Consider the following 18,621-nt stretch of genomic DNA (forward strand, 5'->3'; position numbering starts at 1 on the left):
GACGGGCCGGGACGGGCGGTCAGGCGTCGCGGTCGGCCTTGCACGCCTCCGCGACGGCCGCCATCGCCTCGCCCAGCGCCCGGAACTGCTCCGGCGTGAGCACGTCGACGAGGTACCGGCGCACGGCCGCGACGTGTGCGGGCGCCGACGCGACGAGCACGCGGTAGCCCTCGCTCGTCATCGCGCAGTTCACGCCGCGGCGGTCGCCCGAGCTCGCGGAGCGCCGGACCAGGCCGCGCGCCTCCATGCGCGCGACGGTGTGCGTCACGCGGCTGCGCGAGCGGGCGAGCCCGTCCGCGAGCGCCGACATGCGCAGCGTGTGGTCGGGGCTCTCGGAGAGGCGCACGAGCAGCTCGTACTCGTTGAGCGACACCTCGGACCGTTCCTCGTGGTCACGGCCGAGCGCCTCGATGAAGCGCACGGTCCCGTCGAGGTACGCGCGCCACAGGCGCTGCTGCTCCGCGTCGAGCCAGCGCGGCTCGGCGGCGGGGGCGGCGGGGGTGCGGACGGTGCTCGCCGTCGGGGTGTCGACGTCGTTGCGGGTCATGGGTCCTCGGCGGTGCGGGAGGGGCTGGGGGCGTGGGGGGTCGGAACATTGTTCCACCCCACGGGAATAGACGGACCGAGGGGTGCTGTTGATACGCTCGTTCCGAAGTTGAACGTTCAACCACTTGGTCCGCCAGGACCCCGACCACCCGCAGGAGCACCCATGGCCTCGTCGCTGCCCGCCGGCCTCACCGCCGGTACCTACGCCCTCGACGCGTCGCACTCGCAGGCGTCGTTCACCGTCCGCCACGCCGGGATCTCGAAGGTCCGCGGCACCCTCGCGATCACCGACGGCACGATCACCGTCGGCGACGACCTCGAGTCGACGTCCGTGACCGCCCAGCTCGACGCCGCGTCCGTGAGCACGGGCGACGAGAACCGCGACAACCACCTGCGCAGCGCCGACTTCTGGGACGCGGAGAACAAGCCGACGTGGACGTTCACGTCGACGCGCATCACGAGCGACGGCGACGACTACGTCGTGGCCGGCGACCTGACGATCAACGGCGTCACCAAGCCGGTCGAGCTCGAGACGGAGTTCGCGGGCACCGCGACCGACCCGTTCGGCAACCCGCGCGCCGGCTTCGAGGCGACCACCGAGATCTCGCGCAAGGAGTTCGGCCTCACCTGGAACGCCGCGCTCGAGACCGGCGGCGTGCTCGTCGGCGACAAGATCAAGATCGCGCTCGACGTCTCGGCCATCAAGCAGGCCTGACCGTCGTCCCGGGCACGTCCCGGGCGAGACCGGCGCCCTCCGGCAGGGGTGCCGCCCCGAGGGGCCGCGTGCACCGGCACGCGGCCCTTCGTCGTCCCCCGGGCCCAGGCGCCGGGGCCGCTCAGCGCTCCTGCGACGCCGCGAGGGCGCGGGCCTGCGAGTGGAACGCGAGGATCTGCAGCTCGCTGCCCACGTCGACGCCGCGCACGTCGACGTCCGCCGGGACCTGGAGCGCGCGCGGCGCGAAGTTGAGGATCTCGCGCACCCCCGCCGCGACCACGCGGTCCGCGACCGCCTGGGCGTGCGCCGCAGGCGTCGCGAGGACGACGATCGACACCTTCTCGCGCTCCACGACCTCCTCGAGCGCGTCGACGTGCTCGACGACGAGGCCCGCGGCCCGCGTCCCGACGACGTCCGGCGACGCGTCGAGGAGCGCCGCCACGTGGAAGCCGCGCTGCTCGTAGCCCGAGTAGTTCGCGAGCGCGTGCCCCAGGTTGCCGATCCCGACGATCGCGATGCGGTGCTCGTCGACGAGGCCCAGGGCCTCGGTGATGTACTGCGCCAGCGAGTCGACGTCGTAGCCCACGCCGCGCGTGCCGAACGACCCGAGGAACGACAGGTCCTTGCGCAGCTGCGCCGGGCCCACGCCGGACAGCTCCGCGAGCTCGACCGACGACGTCGTCCCGACGCCCCGCGCCACGAGGTCCCGCAGCGCGCGCAGGTAGGACGGGAGCCGCGCCACCGTCGCGCTCGGGATCCCCGGCGCCGTCACCTCACCGACTACCTGCTCAGCCACCGTCACTCCGTCGTCCAGGGACCGTCCTCGTCGACGGTCACGCTCCACGGGAGGAATCATCCCAGGTCCGCGCGCGGCGCCGAAATCCGGGCCACCGCACGCGCCAGCCGGCGCGCGTCCACGCGCCAGAACCCCTGCTGCACCCCGCCGACCGTGACGACCGGCACGTACTCGCCGTACTGCTCGCGCAGCGCCGGGTCGGTGCCCGGCGCGTCCAGGTCGACCTCCGCCCACGCGACGCCCGCCTCGGCGCACACGTCCTCGACGACCGTCCGCGCGTCGTCGCACAGGTGACAGCCCGCGCGACCGAACAGCAGGACGGGGGCGGGGGCGTCGGAGGTGCTCACGCCTCCCAGGGTACGAGGCCCCGGCGGCCCGACCGCCTAGAGTGGAGGCATGGCGACGTCTCCCGGCCCGGGCCCCGACCCGACCTCCCGGCCGACGCTCCCCGAGGAGGCGCCCGCGCGCGCCCCCGGGCCGCCGCACCGCACCGCCGCGTTCTTCGACGTCGACAACACGATCATCCGCGGCGCCTCGTCGTTCCACCTCGCGCGCGCCCTGTACCAGCGCGAGTTCTTCTCGACGCTCGACATCGTGCGCTTCGCCGTGCACCAGGCCCGTTACCTCGTGTTCGGCGAGAACAAGCAGCAGATCGACCGCATCCGGTCGCGCGCGCTCGCGCTCATCGCCGGGCGCTCCGTCGCCGAGGTCACCGCGATCGGCGAGGAGGTCTACGACACCGTCCTGTCGCTGCGCATCTACCCCGGCACGCGTCGCCTACTCGACGAGCACCTGGCGGCCGGGCACCAGGTGTGGCTCGTCTCCGCGACCCCCGTCGAGATCGGCGAGCTCATCGCGCGCCGGCTCGGGACGACGGGCGCGCTCGGCACCGTCGCCGAGCACGAGGACGGCTTCTACACGGGGCGGCTCGTCGGCGACATGATGCACGGCCGCGCGAAGGCCGCCGGGGTGCGGGCGCTCGCCGAGCGCGAGGACATCGACCTCGAGGCGTCGTACGCGTACGGCGACTCGCTCAACGACGTCACGATGATGGAGGCCGTGGGGCACCCGTGCCCCATCAACCCCGACGCCCGGCTGCGCCGCCACGCGCAGGACGTCGGCTGGCCCATCCGCGAGTTCCGCGGGCGCAGGCGCCGCGTCGCGCGCAGCAGCGTCCGCACCGCGAGCTGGGCCGGCGCCGCCTGGGCCGCCGCGCTCGTCCTGCGCTCGGTGCGCCGCGCCGTCGACCGGCGCATCGCCCGCCTCTGACCCCGCCCGGGCCGCGCCCGGAGACGCGTCGAGCCCGGTCCCTCGGGAGGGGCCGGGCTCGACGACGGGTCGGCGCGTCAGGACGCGCGCGACGTCACTTCTTGTTGCGACGCTGGTGACGCGTCTTGCGAAGCAGCTTGCGGTGCTTCTTCTTGGCCATGCGCTTGCGGCGCTTCTTGATGACGGAGCCCATACGGTCCTCGCAATGCTCGAGCGGCGTGTCGGTCGGCGACCGGTCGACCGGCCGCGGGTGGTCCACGGTTGATCGGGGCCCCGGCGACCACGAGGGCGCCGCAAGCCGACCAACACGAGAGAAATCCGCCCCCTAGCCTACCCGCTCGCGCCCGTGCCCCGGTACGCGACCGGTCGCGGGACGTCTCAGTCGAAGTGCGCGTCGAGGCCCAGCAGCGGGAAGACGGCCCGGCGCGTGGCCGCGACGGCGCGGTCGACGTCGTCGTCCGGGTCGTACCCGCTGCTCCACCGCCGGACCTCGACCTCGGGCCCGAACGCGAGCGGTGCGTCGAACCCGGCGACCTCCGCGACGCGCTCGCGCCACTCCGCGGGCAGGGGCACGCCCGCGGTGACGGGCCGGTGCACGACCTCCCCCACGACGGCCGACCACACGAGCGGCACGACGCGCGCGATCGCGTACCCGCCCCCGCCGAGCGCGAGCCACCGCCCGTCGGTCAGCTCGTGCGCGAGCCCGTGCATCCAGGTCGTGGCCGTGCGCTGCGCGTCGACGGACACGTCGAGGTCGGACAACGGGTCCTCGCCGTGCGCGTCGCACCCGTGCTGGGTGACGAGCACCTCGGGGCGGAACGCGCGCAGCACGGGCGGCACGACGGCGTCGACCGCGCGCAGCCAGCGGGCGCCGTCGGTGCGGCGCGGGAGCGCGACGTTGACCGCCGTCCCCTCGGCGCCGGGGCCCCCGAGGTCGGTCGGGTGGCCCGTCCCGGGGAAGAGCGTCGCGCCGCTCTGGTGGACGGAGACGGTGAGGACACGCGGGTCGTCCCAGAACGCCTCCTCGACGCCGTCGCCGTGGTGGGCGTCGAGGTCGACGTACGCGACGCGCTCGACCCCGTCGTCGAGCAGGCGCCGGATCGCGACGGCCGCGTCGTTGTAGACGCAGAAGCCCGACGCCGCGCCCGCCTTCGCGTGGTGCATGCCGCCCGCGACGTTCACCGCGTGCCGGGTACGGCCCGCCGCGATCTCGCCCGCCGCCTCGTACGAGCCCGCGACGATCCGCGCGGCCGCCTCGTGCATCCCGCGGAAGACCGGGTCGTCCTCGGTGCCGAGGCCGCGGGCCGGGTCGGGCGTGCCGTGCTCCGACGCCGCGCGCACCGCCGCGACGTACGCGGGCTCGTGCACGAGCTCGAGCACGTCGTCGGGCGCGGGCTCGGGCCGCACGACCCGCAGGTCCGCGTCGTCGTCGAGCAGGCCGAGGGCGCGCACGAGCCCCATCGTCAGGTCGAGCCGGGCCGGCGCCATCGGGTGGCCGGGACCGAAGTCGTAGCCGAGGAGCTCGGGGCTCCACACGACGCAGGCTCCGGGCGCCGCAGCCGCCCCGGTCGGGGCGGGCGACGACGTCGGGTCGGTCGTGGGCATGGCTCACGGTAACGCCCGACGGCGCGCCCCCGCCCCACCGACCGCGCGCCGGACCGCGCGGGACCGCCGGTCCGGGCCTCCGCCGGGTCTCCACGAGCCCCGGTGCGGCGTCCGGGCCCGCGAGCGGGCATGATGTCCCGGCGCCGGAGCGGCGACATGACGGGCCACCGGGCCCGTGGCAGAGTGGCGCGAGTGGTGAGGGAGGCTCCATGCCGACGAGCATGACCGGGCGCCTGTTCAGGGGGCGGGAGATCGTCGACCGCCTCGCCCGACAGTCCCCCGCCCGCCTCGCCGTCACCGTGTTCGCCGCCGTCATCGCCGTCTTCACCGCGCTGCTCATGGCGCCCTGGGCGACGGCGAGCGGCCGGTCCGCGCCGTTCGTCGACGCGTTCTTCACCGCCACGTCCGCCGTGTGCGTCACCGGTCTCGTCGTGGTCCCCACGGGGACCTACTGGTCGGGGTACGGGCAGGTCGTCATCCTGCTGGGCATCAAGATCGGCGGCCTCGGCGTCATGACGCTCGCGTCGATCCTCGGCATGGCCGTGTCCCGGCGCATCGGCCTCACGCAGAAGCTCCTCACCGCGTCGGAGACGAAGACGACGCGGCTCGGCGAGGTCGGCTCGCTCGTGCGGGTCGTCATCATCACCTCGACGTCGCTCGAGCTCCTCATCGCGCTGCTCCTGCTGCCGCGGTTCGTCGTGCTGGAGGAGACGTTCGGCGAGGCCGCGTGGCACGGCATCTTCTACGGCATCTCCGCCTTCAACAACGCGGGGTTCATCCCGACGGAGCACGGCCTCGCCCCGTACGTCGGCGACTGGATGCTGTGCCTGCCGATCATCCTCGGCGTGTTCATCGGGTCGCTCGGCTTCCCCGTCATCCTCAACGTCATGCGCAACCGCCGCCGCGCCTCCAAGTGGAGCCTGCACACCAAGCTCACCCTCACGACGAGCGCGGCCCTCGTCGTCGTGGGCACGGTGCTCTTCGCGGCCGTCGAGTGGGGGAACCAGCGGACCCTCGGCCCCCTCGACCTCGGCGAGAAGCTCCTCGCGTCGCTCTTCGCGGGCGTCATGCCGCGCTCCGGCGGCTTCTCGACCGTGGACACCGGCGGCATGCACGAGGCGAGCTGGCTCATCACCGACGCGCTGATGTTCGTCGGCGGCGGCTCCGCGTCGACCGCGGGCGGCATCAAGGTCACGACGCTCGCCGTCATGCTCATCGCCATCGTGTCCGAGGCGCGCGGCGACCGGGACATGGAGGCGTTCGGGCGGCGCATCCCGCGCGACACCCTCCGGCTCGCGGTCGCGGTGTCGTTCGTCGGCGCGACGGCGGTGCTCCTGTCGAGCCTGCTCCTGCTGGAGATCACCGGCGAGACGCTCGACGTCATCCTCTTCGAGACCATCTCCGCGTTCGCGACCGTGGGCCTGTCGACCGGCATCACGCCCGACCTGCCCGACGCCGGGAAGTACGTCCTCATCGCGCTCATGTTCGTCGGGCGCACGGGCACCATGACGTTCGCCGCCGCGCTCGCGCTGCGCGACCGCCGCCGCATCGTGCGCTACCCCGAGGAGCGCCCCATCATCGGGTGAGCAGCCCCGCCCGGCGGCGCGACCGCCGTCGGGCCGGACGCGACCGCCGCACGAGACCTGACCGACACCCCACCGCACCAGCGGACCGACGAAAGGCCCCACCGTGACCGACCCGTTCACCCGCGCCGCCGACGGGAAGGACGGCGCGTCCGCGGACCCCGTCGCCCAGCGCATCGTCGAGCGCGGCCGCGCGGAGCGCGCGCGCCGGGACGAGGCGAAGGCCCCGCGCAAGGACGCGGGCGTCCTCGTCATCGGCCTCGGCCGCTTCGGGACGGCGATCGCCGCGACCCTCGACCGACTCGGGCAGGACGTCCTCGCCGTCGAGCGCGACCCGGACCTCGTCGCCCAGTGGAGCGGGCAGCTCCCGCTCGTCGAGGCCGACGCCTCCAACCCGGTGGCGCTCGAACAGCTCGGCGCGCGCGACTTCCCCGTCGCGGTCGTGGGGGTGGGCACGTCGCTCGAGGCGAGCGTGCTCATCACCGGCAACCTCGTCGACATGGGCACGCCCCAGATCTGGGCCAAGGCGATCTCGGCGGAGCACGGGCGCATCCTCCAGCGCATCGGCGCGCACCACGTCGTGTTCCCCGAGGCCGACGCCGGCTCGCGCGTCGCGCACCTCGTCTCCGGGAAGCTGCTCGACTACATCGAGGTCGAGGACGGGTTCACGATCGTCAAGATGCGGCCGCCCCGCGAGGTGCAGGGGTTCACGCTCGCGCAGTCGAAGGTGCGCGAGCGGTACGGCGTCACCGTGATCGGCGTGAAGTCGCCCGGCGAGGAGTTCCTCTACGCGACCCCCGAGACCCGGATCAGCGCGAACGACCTGCTCATCGTGTCGGGTCACGCCGACCTCCTGGAGCGGTTCGCCGCTCGGCCGTGAGGGTCGGGTCCGGTTCGATCGGGTTCACAGCCCGCGGGTCGGGTCCGCGGTGGGGTCGGACCGTGCGCTCGGACTGGCGCACCGTCGCCCTGGTCTTCCGGGCGAAGGTCTGAGGAGTGCGCCTTGACGTCCTTCGCGCACGGTCCGACCCCACCGCTCGTCCTGGCCGTCGCCCTGGTCTTCCGGGCGGAGGTCGAAGGAGTGCGCCTCGACGTCCTTCGCGCACGGTCCGACCCCACCGCTCGTCCTGGCCGTCGCCCTGGTCTTCCGGGCGGAGGTCGAAGGAGTGCGCCTCGACGTCCTTCGCGCACGGTCCGACCCCACCGCTCGTCCTGGCCGTCGCCCTTCGTCCCGCGGTTCGGGCCTCGGTCCGGTGGTCCCTCGGGGTCGGTCTGGCGCTGTCGTGCCACGGGGGGGCACAAGGCTGTCGCGCCGCGTGGGGGCACGCATCGCCGGGATCCTCGCCGGTCGGCCTGCCCGGCTCGTCCGGCCGGTCGTCAGGAGGGCGGGCGGTGCAGGACGAAGAGGCCTCGGTGCAGGGGGCGGTCGTGGCGGTCGGCGTCGGTCGCGACGTACTCGTCGAGGACGGCGAGGATGCGGCGGTCGAGCTCGGCGACGTCGTCGTCGGAGAGGTGCAGGTAGAACGCCGCGGACGTGGTGACGGCGTCCGGACCGGCGGCGAGGGCGTCGTCGAGCGCCGCGGCGACGGGGCCGAACCGCGCGCCAGGCGCGGCGTCGCGCAGCGGGTCGTCGAGCCACCACGTGGCACCCGTGGCGCGGTAGGGCCGCTCGAGCGCCCCGCCCGCCCCCGTGCGGACCTCCGCGGGCTCGAGCAGCCCGGCGCGCACGAGGAGCCGGACGTGGTGCAGCGCCGTGCCCGGCGGGACGCCGAGGTGGTCGGCGAGCTCCTTGTTCGTCATCTCGCGCGTGCCGCACTGCCGCACGATGCGCTGGCGCAGCGGGTGCGCGAGCGCCTTCGCCTCGAGGGCGGTGGGCGGACGACGGCCCGGGACGTCGGGGGCGCGCGGCCCGGGGGCGGGCCCGGCGCCGGGGTCCGGGATCGACTGCGGAGTCGGCTCCGGGGTGGGCTCGGGGGTCATGGGCTCATCGTACGGACCTCCGATCGAGAGTGCTCGATCGATTGGGGTTTCTCGATCACTGTGCCATGCTGGGCGACATGGCCTCTCGACCCGGGCGCCATCGCCCCGCCGCCGCACCGCTCGGTGCGGCGTTCCGGCGCCTGTGGGCCGCGTCCACGGTCTCGAACCTCGCCGACGGGGTGCTCAAGGTCGCGCTCCCGCTCGTCGCGGTCCGGTACACCGAGTCGCCGGCGCTGGTCGCGGGGCTGACGTTCGCCCTCACGCTCCCGTGGCTGCTCTTCGCGCTGCCCGCGGGCGCGCTCGCCGACCGCCTGGACCGGCGGCTCGCGATGGTCGGCGCCAACGTGGCCCGCGCGGTCCTCGTGGTCGCGCTCGCGGCCGTCGCGCTCGTGCCCGACGCCGGGAGCGTCGCCGTGCTCTACGTCGTCGCCTTCGCCGTCGGCGTCACGGAGACGTTGTACGACACCTCGGCGCAGTCGATCCTCCCGCAGGTCGTGCCGCGCACCGCGCTCCCCCGCGCCAACGGGCGCCTCTACGCGGCGGAGCTCACCGCGAACCAGTTCGTGGGGCCGCCCCTGGGCGGGCTGCTCGTGGCCGCGGGCGCCGCCGTCGCGTTCGGCGTCCCCGGAGCGCTCTGGGCGCTCGCCGTGGTGCTGCTGCTCGGGCTCCCGGGCACGTACCGGACGGTGCGCGCGACCCGCACGACGCTGCGCGCGGACGTCGCCGAGGGCCTGCGGTTCCTGTGGCACGACCGCATCCTGCGCACGCTCGCGATGATGGTCGGCGGCATCAACTTCGCGAGCAACGCCGCGTTCGCGGTCTTCGTGCTCTACGCCGTCGGCCCCGACTCGCCCCTCGGCCTGTCCGAGCCGGCGTACGGCGTGCTCCTCACCGCGACGGCGGTCGGGGCGTTCGCGGGGTCGTTCGTCGCCGAGCGCGTCGTCGGGACGATCGGGCGTGCGCGCTCCCTCGCGCTGACGATCCTCGGCACGGTCGCCCTCGTCGGCGTCCCCGCGGTGACGACGAGCGCATGGGTGATCGGCGCCGTCTTCGCGGTCGGCGGTGCCGGGATCGCCGTGTGGAACGTCGTGACGCTGTCGCTGCGCCAGCGCATCACGCCCGACGCCCTGCTGGGCCGGCTCAACGCGTGCTACCGGCTCCTCGCCTGGGGGACGCTGCCCCTCGGCGCCGCCGTGGGCGGCCTGCTCGGCGAGCTCTTCGGCCTGCGCACGGTGTTCGTGGTCATGGCGGTGGTGTCCGGCGCGACGCTCCTGGGGATGCTCGTCGTCGACGACCGGGCGATGGACGCCGCGGAGGCTGCCGCGGACGCACGCGACGCCGACGCGCGTGCGGCCGAGGCCGCGCGGGCTGGCGCCGAGGCGGAGCCGCAGCCGGAGAGCTGACCCTGCGGGCGCGCCGGAGGGGCGCGCCGACGGGGTGCGCCCGGAGTGGTGCGCGGGCTCAGGCCGCGCCGCTCCTGCCTGCCCGACGGCGCAGCGCCGCCCCGGCCAGGACCGCCGCCCCGGCCAGCGCCGCGACGAGGCCCAGGCCCGCGCCCGTCGTCGCCAGGCCCGGCCGCGAGGAGCCCGGCCCGCCGCCCGCCGCCGCCCCACCCGACCCGCCCGCTCCCCCGGACCCCGCGGACGGCGTCGTCCCGGGCTCGTGCGGCTCGCCGGGGGCGGCGAGCACGAGGAACGGCTCGGACACCACGTCGGCGCCACCCGCCGTCGGGACGAGCCGCACGTGGTGCTCGCCCGGCGTCGTCCCCGCGGGGATCGTCGCGACGAGGAGGAACGCCCCGTCGGCGTCCGTCGTGACGGTGCCCAGGAGCACGGGATCGCTCTCGAACCAGACCTCGTGGACGGCGTGCGGCGCGAGGCCGGTCCCGCGCAGCTCGAGCCTGCCGCCGACGACGAACGGCCCGGAGCCGACGACGGCCACGCGCGGCGCCGTCGGCACCGCGCGCTCGGTGATCTCGACGCTGACGCGCACGCCGTCGGCGGGGTCGGGGACCGAGATCGCGAGCGGGGTGGCGGCCGGTGTGGCGGCCGGGGTGGCGGCCGCTGCAGGGATGGTGGTCGGCGTCGTCGCGCCAGCCGTGCTCGCGGGCACGACGAGCGAGCCGGCGAGCACGAGGGCGGCGAGCAGCCTGCGGGTGGTCGTCGTCACGCGAGGAACCTCTTCGTCCGGCCCGGGGCGGGCACTGCTGGGTCGCCCCCGAACCCGACTGGACGGGCGTCCAGTTCACGGACATCCTGCCATCCTGGACGCCCGAACTGAACACCCGTCCAGTTAGTTCACCCACGCGTAGCACCGCCGTCGACAGGCGGGCACGGCTCGGCCCCCGCCGCTCCGCGGAGCGACGGGGGCCGAGCCCGGACCCGGGCCGTGCCGGCACACCACCCGGGGGTCCGGCACCCCCGGCCCGGCCGAGGCCGGACCGGGGGACGGTCAGGCGCAGTCGAGCGCGTCGACCGCCGCCTCGCGCGTGGCCGTCACCTCCCGGCCGTCGAGGGTCGCCACGCCGGTCACCGTGACCGTGCCCGCCGGGACCGCCGTCGTGCGGGCGGCGAACGACTGGTACGCGTTCTTCCCCGGCGCGACGTCGGCGACCGTCTTCTCCCCGTACGGCGTCGTGAGCGTCAGCGTGACGGGGACGTCCTCCCCGTTCGTCGCGCGGACCGCGACGTACGCCTTCCCCGCGAGGCAGCGCGGCGCGACCTCGACCGCGAGGTCGAGCTCGGGCGCCGGCGGCTGCTCGCCGTACGCCGCGAGGAGCGCGGCGTGCTCGGCGGCCGTGATCGGCAGGACGGTGCCGTGGCGCGGGCTGCTCGGCAGGTGCGCGTCGACCGACGTCCACACGCCCGAGTCGAGGTCGGTGGACTCGAGCGGCAGGTAGCCCTGGCCGCCGTGATAGCTCGGCTGGTCGACGAAGAGGTACCACTTCTCCTCGGTGTTCGACCTGAAGACGGTCGGGCCCTCACCCGCGGTGAGCGTGCCGCCCCACGGGTTGGGCTGGCCGTAGCCGATCTTCTCGGCGACGAGGTCCCAGTCGGTCGAGCGCAGGTCCGTCGACTTCTCGAGGCGCGGGATCATGTACGCCTCGTCCTTGGTGAACCGGTAGTACGTGCCGTCGTGCTCGACGATCGACGAGTCGATCATCCCCAGCCCGTTGCCGCGCTTCTCGTCGATCCACACCTGCGGCTCGGAGAACGTCACGAAGTCGCGCGTCGTGGCGTACATCATGCGCTGGTAGGAGTCGGCGATGCGGCGGCCGTCGGTCGACGTCGTCGGGTAGAGCGCCGAGGCCCAGTAGACGATGTACTCGCCGCGCTGCGCGTCCCAGAACGCCTCGGGCGCCCACGTGTTGCCCGCGTACGCGCTCGACACCGTGACCATGCGCTGGTCGGACCAGTGCACGAGGTCGGTCGACTCCCAGATCATCAGCGCGCGCGACCCGCGCTCCTGCGCGTTGCCGAAGTCGTTGCCGCCGTAGATGCGCAGGTCGGTCGCGAGGAGGAAGAACCGGTCGCCCTCGGGCGAGCGGATGATGAACGGGTCGCGCAGGCCCTTCTCGCCGAGCGTCGACGTGAGCACGGGCTCGCCGTCGTTGAGCTCGACCCAGTCGAGCGGGTCGTTCCCGTTGCTCGCGCTGAAGTAGACCGACTCGCCGTCCGCGGTGCTCTCGCCCTCGAAGTACGGGAAGAAGTAGCCCTCGTAGTCGGCCGCGGCGGGCAGCGGGCGGACCGTCGCGTCGTAGGTGTGCGTCGCGGTCGCACCGTCCTTCGTCGCCGTGACGGTGAGCCGCACGACGGCGGCCGGCTCGCCGTGGGCGGGCCGCGTCACCTCGCCCGTGGCCGAGACGGCCGAGGGGTCGGAGCTCTCCCACGTGAGGGCGGAGCCGTTGGCCCCCTCGGCGGGCAGCGTGAGGTTGCCGCGCACGTCGTCGAGGTGCGGCACGACGACGTGGCTCGCGTCCCACGCCACGGCCTCGGCGGGCGCGAGGTGGGCCAGGACCGTGACGTCGATCTGCGCGGTGCGCGCGACCGCGCCGCGCGTGACGAGGGCCGTGAGGGTCACGGTCGCGTCGTCCTCGCCCGCGGCGGGCCGGGTGACCTTCCCCGTGGCGCCGACGACGCCCGCGTCCGACGACGTCCACGTGACGAGCGAGCCCTGCGCCCCCGTGGTGGGCAGCACGAGGTCGGCGGTGACCGCGCTCGTGTCGCCGAGGTCGAGCGCGGCGAGGTCGGCGTCCGCGGCGGCCGTGGAGGTCCGGGCCGCGAGCTCGGCCGCCTCGGCCGGGCTCAGCGCACGGTCGTAGAGGCGGAAGTCGCGCACCTGGCCCTTGAGGTAGCGGTCGCCGGAGTAGAGCGAGCGGCCGACGTAGTTCGCGGTCGTCTGACCGCCGCCGATCTGGCCGGGGTCGGTCGTGACGTTCGTGGCCTGCTTGACCTGCACGCCGTCCTCGTAGAGCGTCGCCGTCGTGCCGGAGAGCGTGTACGTGAGCGTCTTCCAGACGCCGCGCTGGAGGTTCGCGCCCTTGGTGACGGTCTGCTCGGTGGTCCAGCTCCCGGTCGCGATCGACGTGCGGTACGCGTTGCCGGTCGTGAACAGGTAGCCGTTGCCGTTCGACCCGCTCGTGTTGCCGAGCCCGTAGACGAAGTACGGCGTGCCCTGGTCCTGGCTCACGAGCACGTCGAGGCTCACGGTGGCGTCCGCGAGGCCCGCGAGCAGGTGGTCGGGCAGGTCGACGTAGTCGTCGGTCCCGTCGAGCGTCGTGCCGTCGGCCGTCGCCGTGCCGCCCACCACCGTGGCCGGGCCGAACGTCGAGCCCTCGGCGCGGTTCGCCGTCGTGCCGCCGGTCGTGCTCGCGGCGTCGAGCGGGTACCACGCGACGAGCCCGTCGTCGGTGGGGCCGCCGACGTCGGCCGCGGCCGGCGCCGCGACGGCGGCGGCGAGCGTCGTGGCGGCGAGCGCCCCCACGAGCCCGGCGGCGAGCGCCGAGCGTGCTCGATGTGTCAGGTCCATGTCGTCCTCTCCTCGTCGAGATGCAGGTGTGTCGCGAGGTAGAGCCCCGGTCCCGCGAGGTAGAGGCGTGGTCGTGACCACGCCTCTACCTCGGCTCACCGGGGCTCTACCTCGGGGGGGTCGTCAGCCGCAGGGGTGGGCGTCGTAGGCGACGTCGTAGGGCGTGGTGACCGGGGTGCCGTCGAGCACGGCCGTGCCGGTGACCGTCACGGTGCCCGCCGGGACCGACGTCGCCCTCGTCGCGAACGACTGGTAGGCGTTCGCTCCCGGGGCCACGCCCGCGAACGTCCTCGTGCCGTACGGGGTCGTGAGGGTGACGTCGGCGGGCACGTCGCCCGCGTTCGTCGCCCGCACCGCGACGTAGACCTTGCCCGCGAGGCACCGCGGGGTGGCCTCGACGGTCAGCTCGACCCGGGGCGCGGGGGCGACATCGACCGGGTCCACGCTCTCGAGCGTCGGCACGACCTTCTGGATGAGGCCGTCCTCGCCGAACGTGAGGCGGTCGATCGTCGTCTCGCGGTGGGTCCCGTCGCCGCCGGGGATCGCGAAGCGGTGGTAGGCGATGTACCAGTCGTCCGTGCCCTCGACGTTGAGGATCGAGCTGTGCCCGGTCCCGAGGATGCCCTGCGAGGCGTCCTTCTCGAGGATCACGCCGCGGTACGTCCACGGGCCGTCGATGCTGTCCGACGTCGCGTACCCGACGCGGTAGTTCTCCGAGCCCGTGTCGTCGATCGAGTACGTGAGGTGGTAGATGCCGTCCCGGTAGTTGAGGAACAGGCCCTCGCGGAAGTCGGTCAGGCCGGGGATGCGTCGCAGCGTGTCCTGCTTGATCGACGTCATGTCGTCGTCCAGCTCCGCCATGACCGGGCCGTTCGACGGCCCGCCGTTGCCCCACAGGAGCCAGTACTTCCCGGTCTCCGGGTCGCGGAACGCGGCCGGGTCGATGGCCTGGCCGGACGTGACCGCCTCGCCGTTCGTGATCATCGCCGTCGGCTGCGCGGTGAAGGGTCCCTCGGGGCTGTCGGCCACCGCGACGCCGATCGTCTTCCGGTCGTACGTCGGGTTGTGGCCGGAGAAGTAGAACCAGTACTTCCCGTCCCGCTCGATGATCGTGGGCGCCCACGCGTTGCCTGTCGCCCACGGGACGTTCCCGTTCGCGCCGTCGAGCGTGAGGAAAGGCCGCTCCGAGCGCTCCCACGTCACGAGGTCGGTGGACTTCCACACGTAGAAGTCCTTGCCGCCCCAGCCCGGCGTGCCGTCGGTCGTGGCGTAGAGGTAGAACGTGTCGCCGAACTGCGCGATGTTCGGGTCGGCGTACGTCCCGGGGAGCACGGGGCTGCCCATCTGCTTGGCCTGGACCGTCCACGTGCGCGACGACCCGTCCGGCCCGGTCACGGTGTACTCCACGGGCTGCGTGAGGTCCTGCACCGAGCCGTTCCCGGGCGTGACGGTCGCGCGCGGCGAGACCGTGAGGACCGGCGCGAGCGCGGAGACGTCCGTGCCCGGCTCGACGGCGAGCGTCACCGTCGAGCTCGCCCCGTCGACGATCGCGGGGACCTTGAGCGCGTCGAGCTCGGCGCCCGTGACGGCCGTGTGGTCCGCCCCGACCTGGTAGACCTCGTCCGCCGTGAGCGCGCGGTCGTAGACCCGGAAGTCGCGCACGGAGCCCTTGAGGTACCGGTCGCCCGAGTACAGCGAGCGGCCGATGTAGTTGGCGAGCGTCGAGCCGTTCCCGATGTCCTTCGGGTCGATGGTGACGCCGGTCTGGCGGCCCACCTCGACGCCGTCCTCGTAGAGCACGGCCGTCGTGCCGGACAGCGTGTACGTGAGGTGCTTCCACACCCCGCGCTGGAGGTTCGCGTTCTTGGTGACGGTCTGCTCGGTGGTCCAGTTCCCCGTCGCGATCGACGTGCGGTACGCGTTGCCCGTGGTGAACAGGTACCCGTCGCCCGTCGTGCCGCTCGTGTTGCCGAGGCCGTAGACGAAGTACGGCGTCCCCTGGTCGGTCGCGACCTTGACGTCGAGCGCGACCGTGACGTCGGTCAGCCCGGCGAGCAGGCGGTCGGGCAGGTCGACGTAGTCGTCCGTCCCGTCGAGGGTCACGCCCTCGCCCGTGCCGGAGAAGGCCGCGCCGTTGGTCAGCGTCGCCGGGCCGAACGACGACCCGGGCGCGGTGTTCGCCGCCGCCGTGCCGCTCGTCTCGTCGAACGCGTACCGCACCACGAGGCCCGGCACGTCGGCCGTCACCTCGACCGCCACGTACGCGGTGCGCGACCCGTCGGCCGTGGTCGCCGTGACGAGCGCGTGGCCCTCGCCGACACCGGTGACGACGCCGTCGGCCGAGACCGCGGCGACGTCCGCGTCGTCCGACGCCCACGTGATCGCGCGCGCCGTCGCGTTCGCGGGCGTGACGGTCGCGGTGAGCTGCCGCGTGCCGCCGACGCCCACCTCGAGCGACTCGGGGGTGACGCTGAGGCCCTCGACGGGGACGACGTCGTCGGTCACGGTGACGACCGCGCGGGCGCGGACGCTCACCCCGCCGCCGAGCGTGCCGGCGACCTCGAACGAGCCCGCTTGCGCGTACGACGCCGGGTCGACCGCGTCCCACGTGACATCCGCCGAGCCCGTGGAGCCGTCGGCGAAGCGCGCCGTGACGCTCGCGGGCAGCACCGGCGCGGAGCCGGTCTGGACGGTCACGGCGACGTCCTCGACGGACTCGACGAACGCGTCGGGCTGGTACGTGCGCAGCAGGCGGTCGTACTCGGCCTGCGTCACGGGGAGCACCGTGCCGTGGCGCGGGCGCGACGGCATCTCGTAGTCGGAGGACATGGTCCACTCGGCCGCGTCGAGCGAGGTCGACTCGAACGGCACGTAGCCGCGTCCGCCGAACTCGTCGATGAAGAGGTACCACTTCTCCTCGGTGTTCGACTTGAAGATCGTCGGGCCCTCGCCCTGGTTGATCCCGCCGCCGAGCGAGTTCGCCTTGCCGATGCAGTCGGTGATGAAGTCGTAGTCCGTCGAGCGCAGCTCGGCCGCCTTCTCCGCGAGGATGAACTTGGAGCACGGCGTGGACGACGTGTTGTTCCGCTCGTCCTTGGTGAACCGGTAGTACTGGCCGTCGTGCTGCGTCACGGTCGAGTCGATGACCGAGTAGCCCGGGTCGACCCACACCTGCGCCTCGCTGAACGTCACGAAGTCGCGCGTCGTGGCGTACATCATCCGGTTGTAGGTGTTGCCGGTGTGGTCCGGGTCGTCCTCCGCGTAGAGCTTCGAGGCCCAGAACACGACGTACGCGCCGATCGTCTCGTCGTAGTACGCCTCCGGCGCCCACGTGTTGCCCGCGGTGTCGGGCGAGACCTGCACGAGGCGCTGGTCGGTCCAGTTCACGAGGTCCGTGGACTCCCACACCATGATCGACTTCGAGCCGGTGCGCTGGGACGCGTCCCAGTTCCCGTTGCCGTAGATCTTGAGGTCGGTGGCGATCTGGTAGAACTTGTCGCCCTCGGGCGAGCGGATGACGAACGGGTCCCGCAGGCCCTTCTCCCCCAGCTCCGACGTGAGGACGGGCTGGTTGTCGTTGAGGTTCTGGTACTTCAGCGGGTCGTTGCCCTGGCTGAGCCCGAAGTAGACCTGCTCGCCCGTGGCGGTGCCCTCGCCCACGAAGTAGGAGAACAGGTAGCCCGCGAGGTCCTCCTGCTCGGGCAGCGGCGGCACGTGCGCCGCGAGCTCGCGCGTGGCGGTGGCCGCGCCGACCGTCACCGTCGCGGTGAGGGCCACGGTCTCGGCGTCCTCGCCGTGCGCCGGGCGCGTCACCTCGCCCGTCGGGGTGATCGTGCCCGACGACGACTCCCACGTCACGCTCGCGCCGTGCAGCCCCGTGGTGGGCAGCGTGAGGTTGCCGCGCACGTCGTCGAGGTTCGTCACCTCGAGCGCGGCGGCCGCGGCGTCGGCCTTCGCCTGGTCGCCGTCGCCCGGCAGGACCGTGACGTCGAACGTGCGGGTCGCGGTCGCGCCGCGCAACGTCACCGTGGCGGTGAGCGTCGCGGTCGCCGGCTCGTCGCCCGCGGGGCGCGTCACCGCGCCGCTCGCCGAGACGACGCCCGCGTCGGAGCTCGACCACGCGACGGCGGAGCCACCGACGCCCTTCGCGGGGAGCACGAGGTCCGTGCCGACGGCGCTCGTGTCGCCCAGGTCGAGCGCGGCGGCGTCGGCCGTGACGGCGTCCTGCGCGGCGTCCGACGCGAGGTCGGCGACCTCCTGCGCGGTGAGCGCGCGGTCGTAGAGCCGGAAGTCCTTCATGCGCCCCTTGAAGAGGTTGTCGGCGGCGTAGGCCGACTTCCCGAGCGCGTTCGCGGTCGTGGTGCCGCCGCCGATCGCGCCGGGCGTGATCGTCACCGCGGTGTTCTGCCCGACCTGGGTGCCGTCCTCGTACAGCCGCGCCGTGCCGCCCGCGAGCGTGTAGGTGACGGTCTTCCACACGCCCCGCTGGAGGGCGCCCGCGGGGGTCTTGGCCGTGTTCTGCTCGCGGCCCCACGCGAGGTCGGAGATCGTCGCGCGGTAGTTCGCGTTGCCCGTCGAGAACAGGTAGCCGTTCCCGGACTGCGGGGTGCCGACCGCCGGGTTGCCGAGGGTGTAGAAGAAGTAGTTGCCGCTCAGCGACGTGTCGACCCACACGTCCGCGCTCACCGTCACGGCGTCGTAGCCGGCCAGGAGGTCGTCGGGCAGGTCCACGTGGTTCGCGCCGCCGAACGTGAGCCCCTGTCCCGCGCGCCACCCGCCGCCCGTGCCGACGAGCGCGGCGTCGAGGCCGTGGCCCGACGCGTCGTGCGCGACGGTGCCCTCGGTCTCGTCGAGCGGGAGCCAGAGCCGCAGACCGTCCGTGGTCGGCTCGGCCGCGACGGGGACCGGTGCGGGCGCCGCGGGCATCGGGCCGGCGGCCGCCGCGCCCACGGGCGCGAGCGGGGCGACGAGCGCGAGGCCGAGCAGCGCCGCGAGCGAGCGGCGTCGGCGTCGGGCGCGGGGCTCCGCGGGCGTCGGGGGTGGTTCGTGGCGTGAGGTCATCGGTGACTCCTCGTCGTCGTGCCCGGCGTCGGCGCCGG

At 74.0% G+C, this 18,621-nt stretch carries 14 protein-coding genes; 5 read left to right on the plus strand and 9 right to left on the minus strand.

The window, feature by feature from the left end; genetic code table 11:
• Positions 1–19: 19 nt before the first annotated feature.
• Positions 20–547 (minus strand): MarR family winged helix-turn-helix transcriptional regulator, encoded by a 528-nt coding sequence (locus tag BXA05_RS00195; protein WP_082774794.1) that lies wholly within the window; start codon positions 545–547, stop codon positions 20–22.
• Between the two features lie 162 nt (positions 548–709).
• Here BXA05_RS00195 and BXA05_RS00200 point away from each other — a divergent pair, with 162 nt between their 5' ends.
• Positions 710–1,261, plus strand: coding sequence for a YceI family protein (locus BXA05_RS00200; protein WP_076403233.1), 552 nt, complete (start codon positions 710–712; stop codon positions 1,259–1,261).
• Positions 1,262–1,382: 121 nt separating this feature from the next.
• On the opposite strand, the gene BXA05_RS00205 is transcribed toward BXA05_RS00200, so the two are convergent.
• Together BXA05_RS00205 and BXA05_RS00210 are read right to left on the minus strand one after the other, a co-directional pair.
• Entirely contained in the window at positions 1,383–2,057 is a 675-nt protein-coding gene (locus BXA05_RS00205; protein WP_021482510.1) for a redox-sensing transcriptional repressor Rex, read from the minus strand.
• A 56-nt stretch (positions 2,058–2,113) separates the two neighbouring features.
• Positions 2,114–2,404 carry a glutaredoxin family protein gene (locus BXA05_RS00210; RefSeq protein ID WP_043655753.1) on the minus strand — a complete coding sequence of 97 codons (291 nt, stop codon included), beginning with the start codon at positions 2,402–2,404 and terminating at the stop codon, positions 2,114–2,116.
• A gap of 49 nt (positions 2,405–2,453) precedes the next feature.
• Between BXA05_RS00210 and BXA05_RS00215 the strand changes: the two genes are divergently transcribed.
• A complete protein-coding gene (locus BXA05_RS00215) occupies positions 2,454–3,326 on the plus strand; it encodes an HAD family hydrolase (RefSeq protein ID WP_076403236.1) in 873 nt (290 codons plus the stop codon).
• Between the two features lie 94 nt (positions 3,327–3,420).
• Here the strand turns inward: BXA05_RS00215 and BXA05_RS00220 are convergent, their stop codons facing one another.
• Together BXA05_RS00220 and BXA05_RS00225 are read right to left on the minus strand one after the other, a co-directional pair.
• Entirely contained in the window at positions 3,421–3,519 is a 99-nt protein-coding gene (locus BXA05_RS00220) for a 30S ribosomal protein bS22 (RefSeq protein WP_003792170.1), read from the minus strand.
• A 185-nt stretch (positions 3,520–3,704) separates the two neighbouring features.
• Complete coding sequence (locus tag BXA05_RS00225; RefSeq protein ID WP_076403238.1) at positions 3,705–4,931, minus strand: acetoin utilization protein AcuC; 1,227 nt, start codon at positions 4,929–4,931, stop codon at positions 3,705–3,707.
• Between the two features lie 209 nt (positions 4,932–5,140).
• Here BXA05_RS00225 and BXA05_RS00230 point away from each other — a divergent pair, with 209 nt between their 5' ends.
• Positions 5,141–6,517, plus strand: a complete 1,377-nt coding sequence (locus tag BXA05_RS00230; RefSeq protein ID WP_021483424.1) for a TrkH family potassium uptake protein — start codon at positions 5,141–5,143, stop codon at positions 6,515–6,517.
• Between the two features lie 172 nt (positions 6,518–6,689).
• A complete protein-coding gene (locus BXA05_RS00235) occupies positions 6,690–7,394 on the plus strand; it encodes a potassium channel family protein (protein WP_061269154.1) in 705 nt (234 codons plus the stop codon).
• 497 nt (positions 7,395–7,891) lie between these two features.
• Here the strand turns inward: BXA05_RS00235 and BXA05_RS00240 are convergent, their stop codons facing one another.
• Positions 7,892–8,494 (minus strand): ArsR/SmtB family transcription factor, encoded by a 603-nt coding sequence (locus tag BXA05_RS00240; RefSeq protein WP_170963108.1) that lies wholly within the window; start codon positions 8,492–8,494, stop codon positions 7,892–7,894.
• A gap of 77 nt (positions 8,495–8,571) precedes the next feature.
• Between BXA05_RS00240 and BXA05_RS00245 the strand changes: the two genes are divergently transcribed.
• Positions 8,572–9,897, plus strand: a complete 1,326-nt coding sequence (locus BXA05_RS00245; RefSeq protein WP_083711385.1) for an MFS transporter — start codon at positions 8,572–8,574, stop codon at positions 9,895–9,897.
• A gap of 58 nt (positions 9,898–9,955) precedes the next feature.
• Here BXA05_RS00245 and BXA05_RS00250 read toward each other — a convergent pair whose 3' ends face one another.
• The 3 genes from BXA05_RS00250 to BXA05_RS20340 form a co-directional block, all read right to left on the minus strand.
• Positions 9,956–10,663 carry a hypothetical protein gene (locus tag BXA05_RS00250; protein WP_076403241.1) on the minus strand — a complete coding sequence of 236 codons (708 nt, stop codon included), beginning with the start codon at positions 10,661–10,663 and terminating at the stop codon, positions 9,956–9,958.
• Positions 10,664–10,945: 282 nt separating this feature from the next.
• Positions 10,946–13,522 carry an immunoglobulin-like domain-containing protein gene (locus BXA05_RS00255; RefSeq protein ID WP_076403243.1) on the minus strand — a complete coding sequence of 859 codons (2,577 nt, stop codon included), beginning with the start codon at positions 13,520–13,522 and terminating at the stop codon, positions 10,946–10,948.
• Between the two features lie 123 nt (positions 13,523–13,645).
• Positions 13,646–18,583 carry a family 43 glycosylhydrolase gene (locus BXA05_RS20340; protein ID WP_076403245.1) on the minus strand — a complete coding sequence of 1,646 codons (4,938 nt, stop codon included), beginning with the start codon at positions 18,581–18,583 and terminating at the stop codon, positions 13,646–13,648.
• Positions 18,584–18,621: the final 38 nt, after the last annotated feature.

This window comes from Cellulosimicrobium funkei, from assembly GCF_900155925.1.
Lineage (GTDB): Bacteria > Actinomycetota > Actinomycetes > Actinomycetales > Cellulomonadaceae > Cellulosimicrobium > Cellulosimicrobium funkei.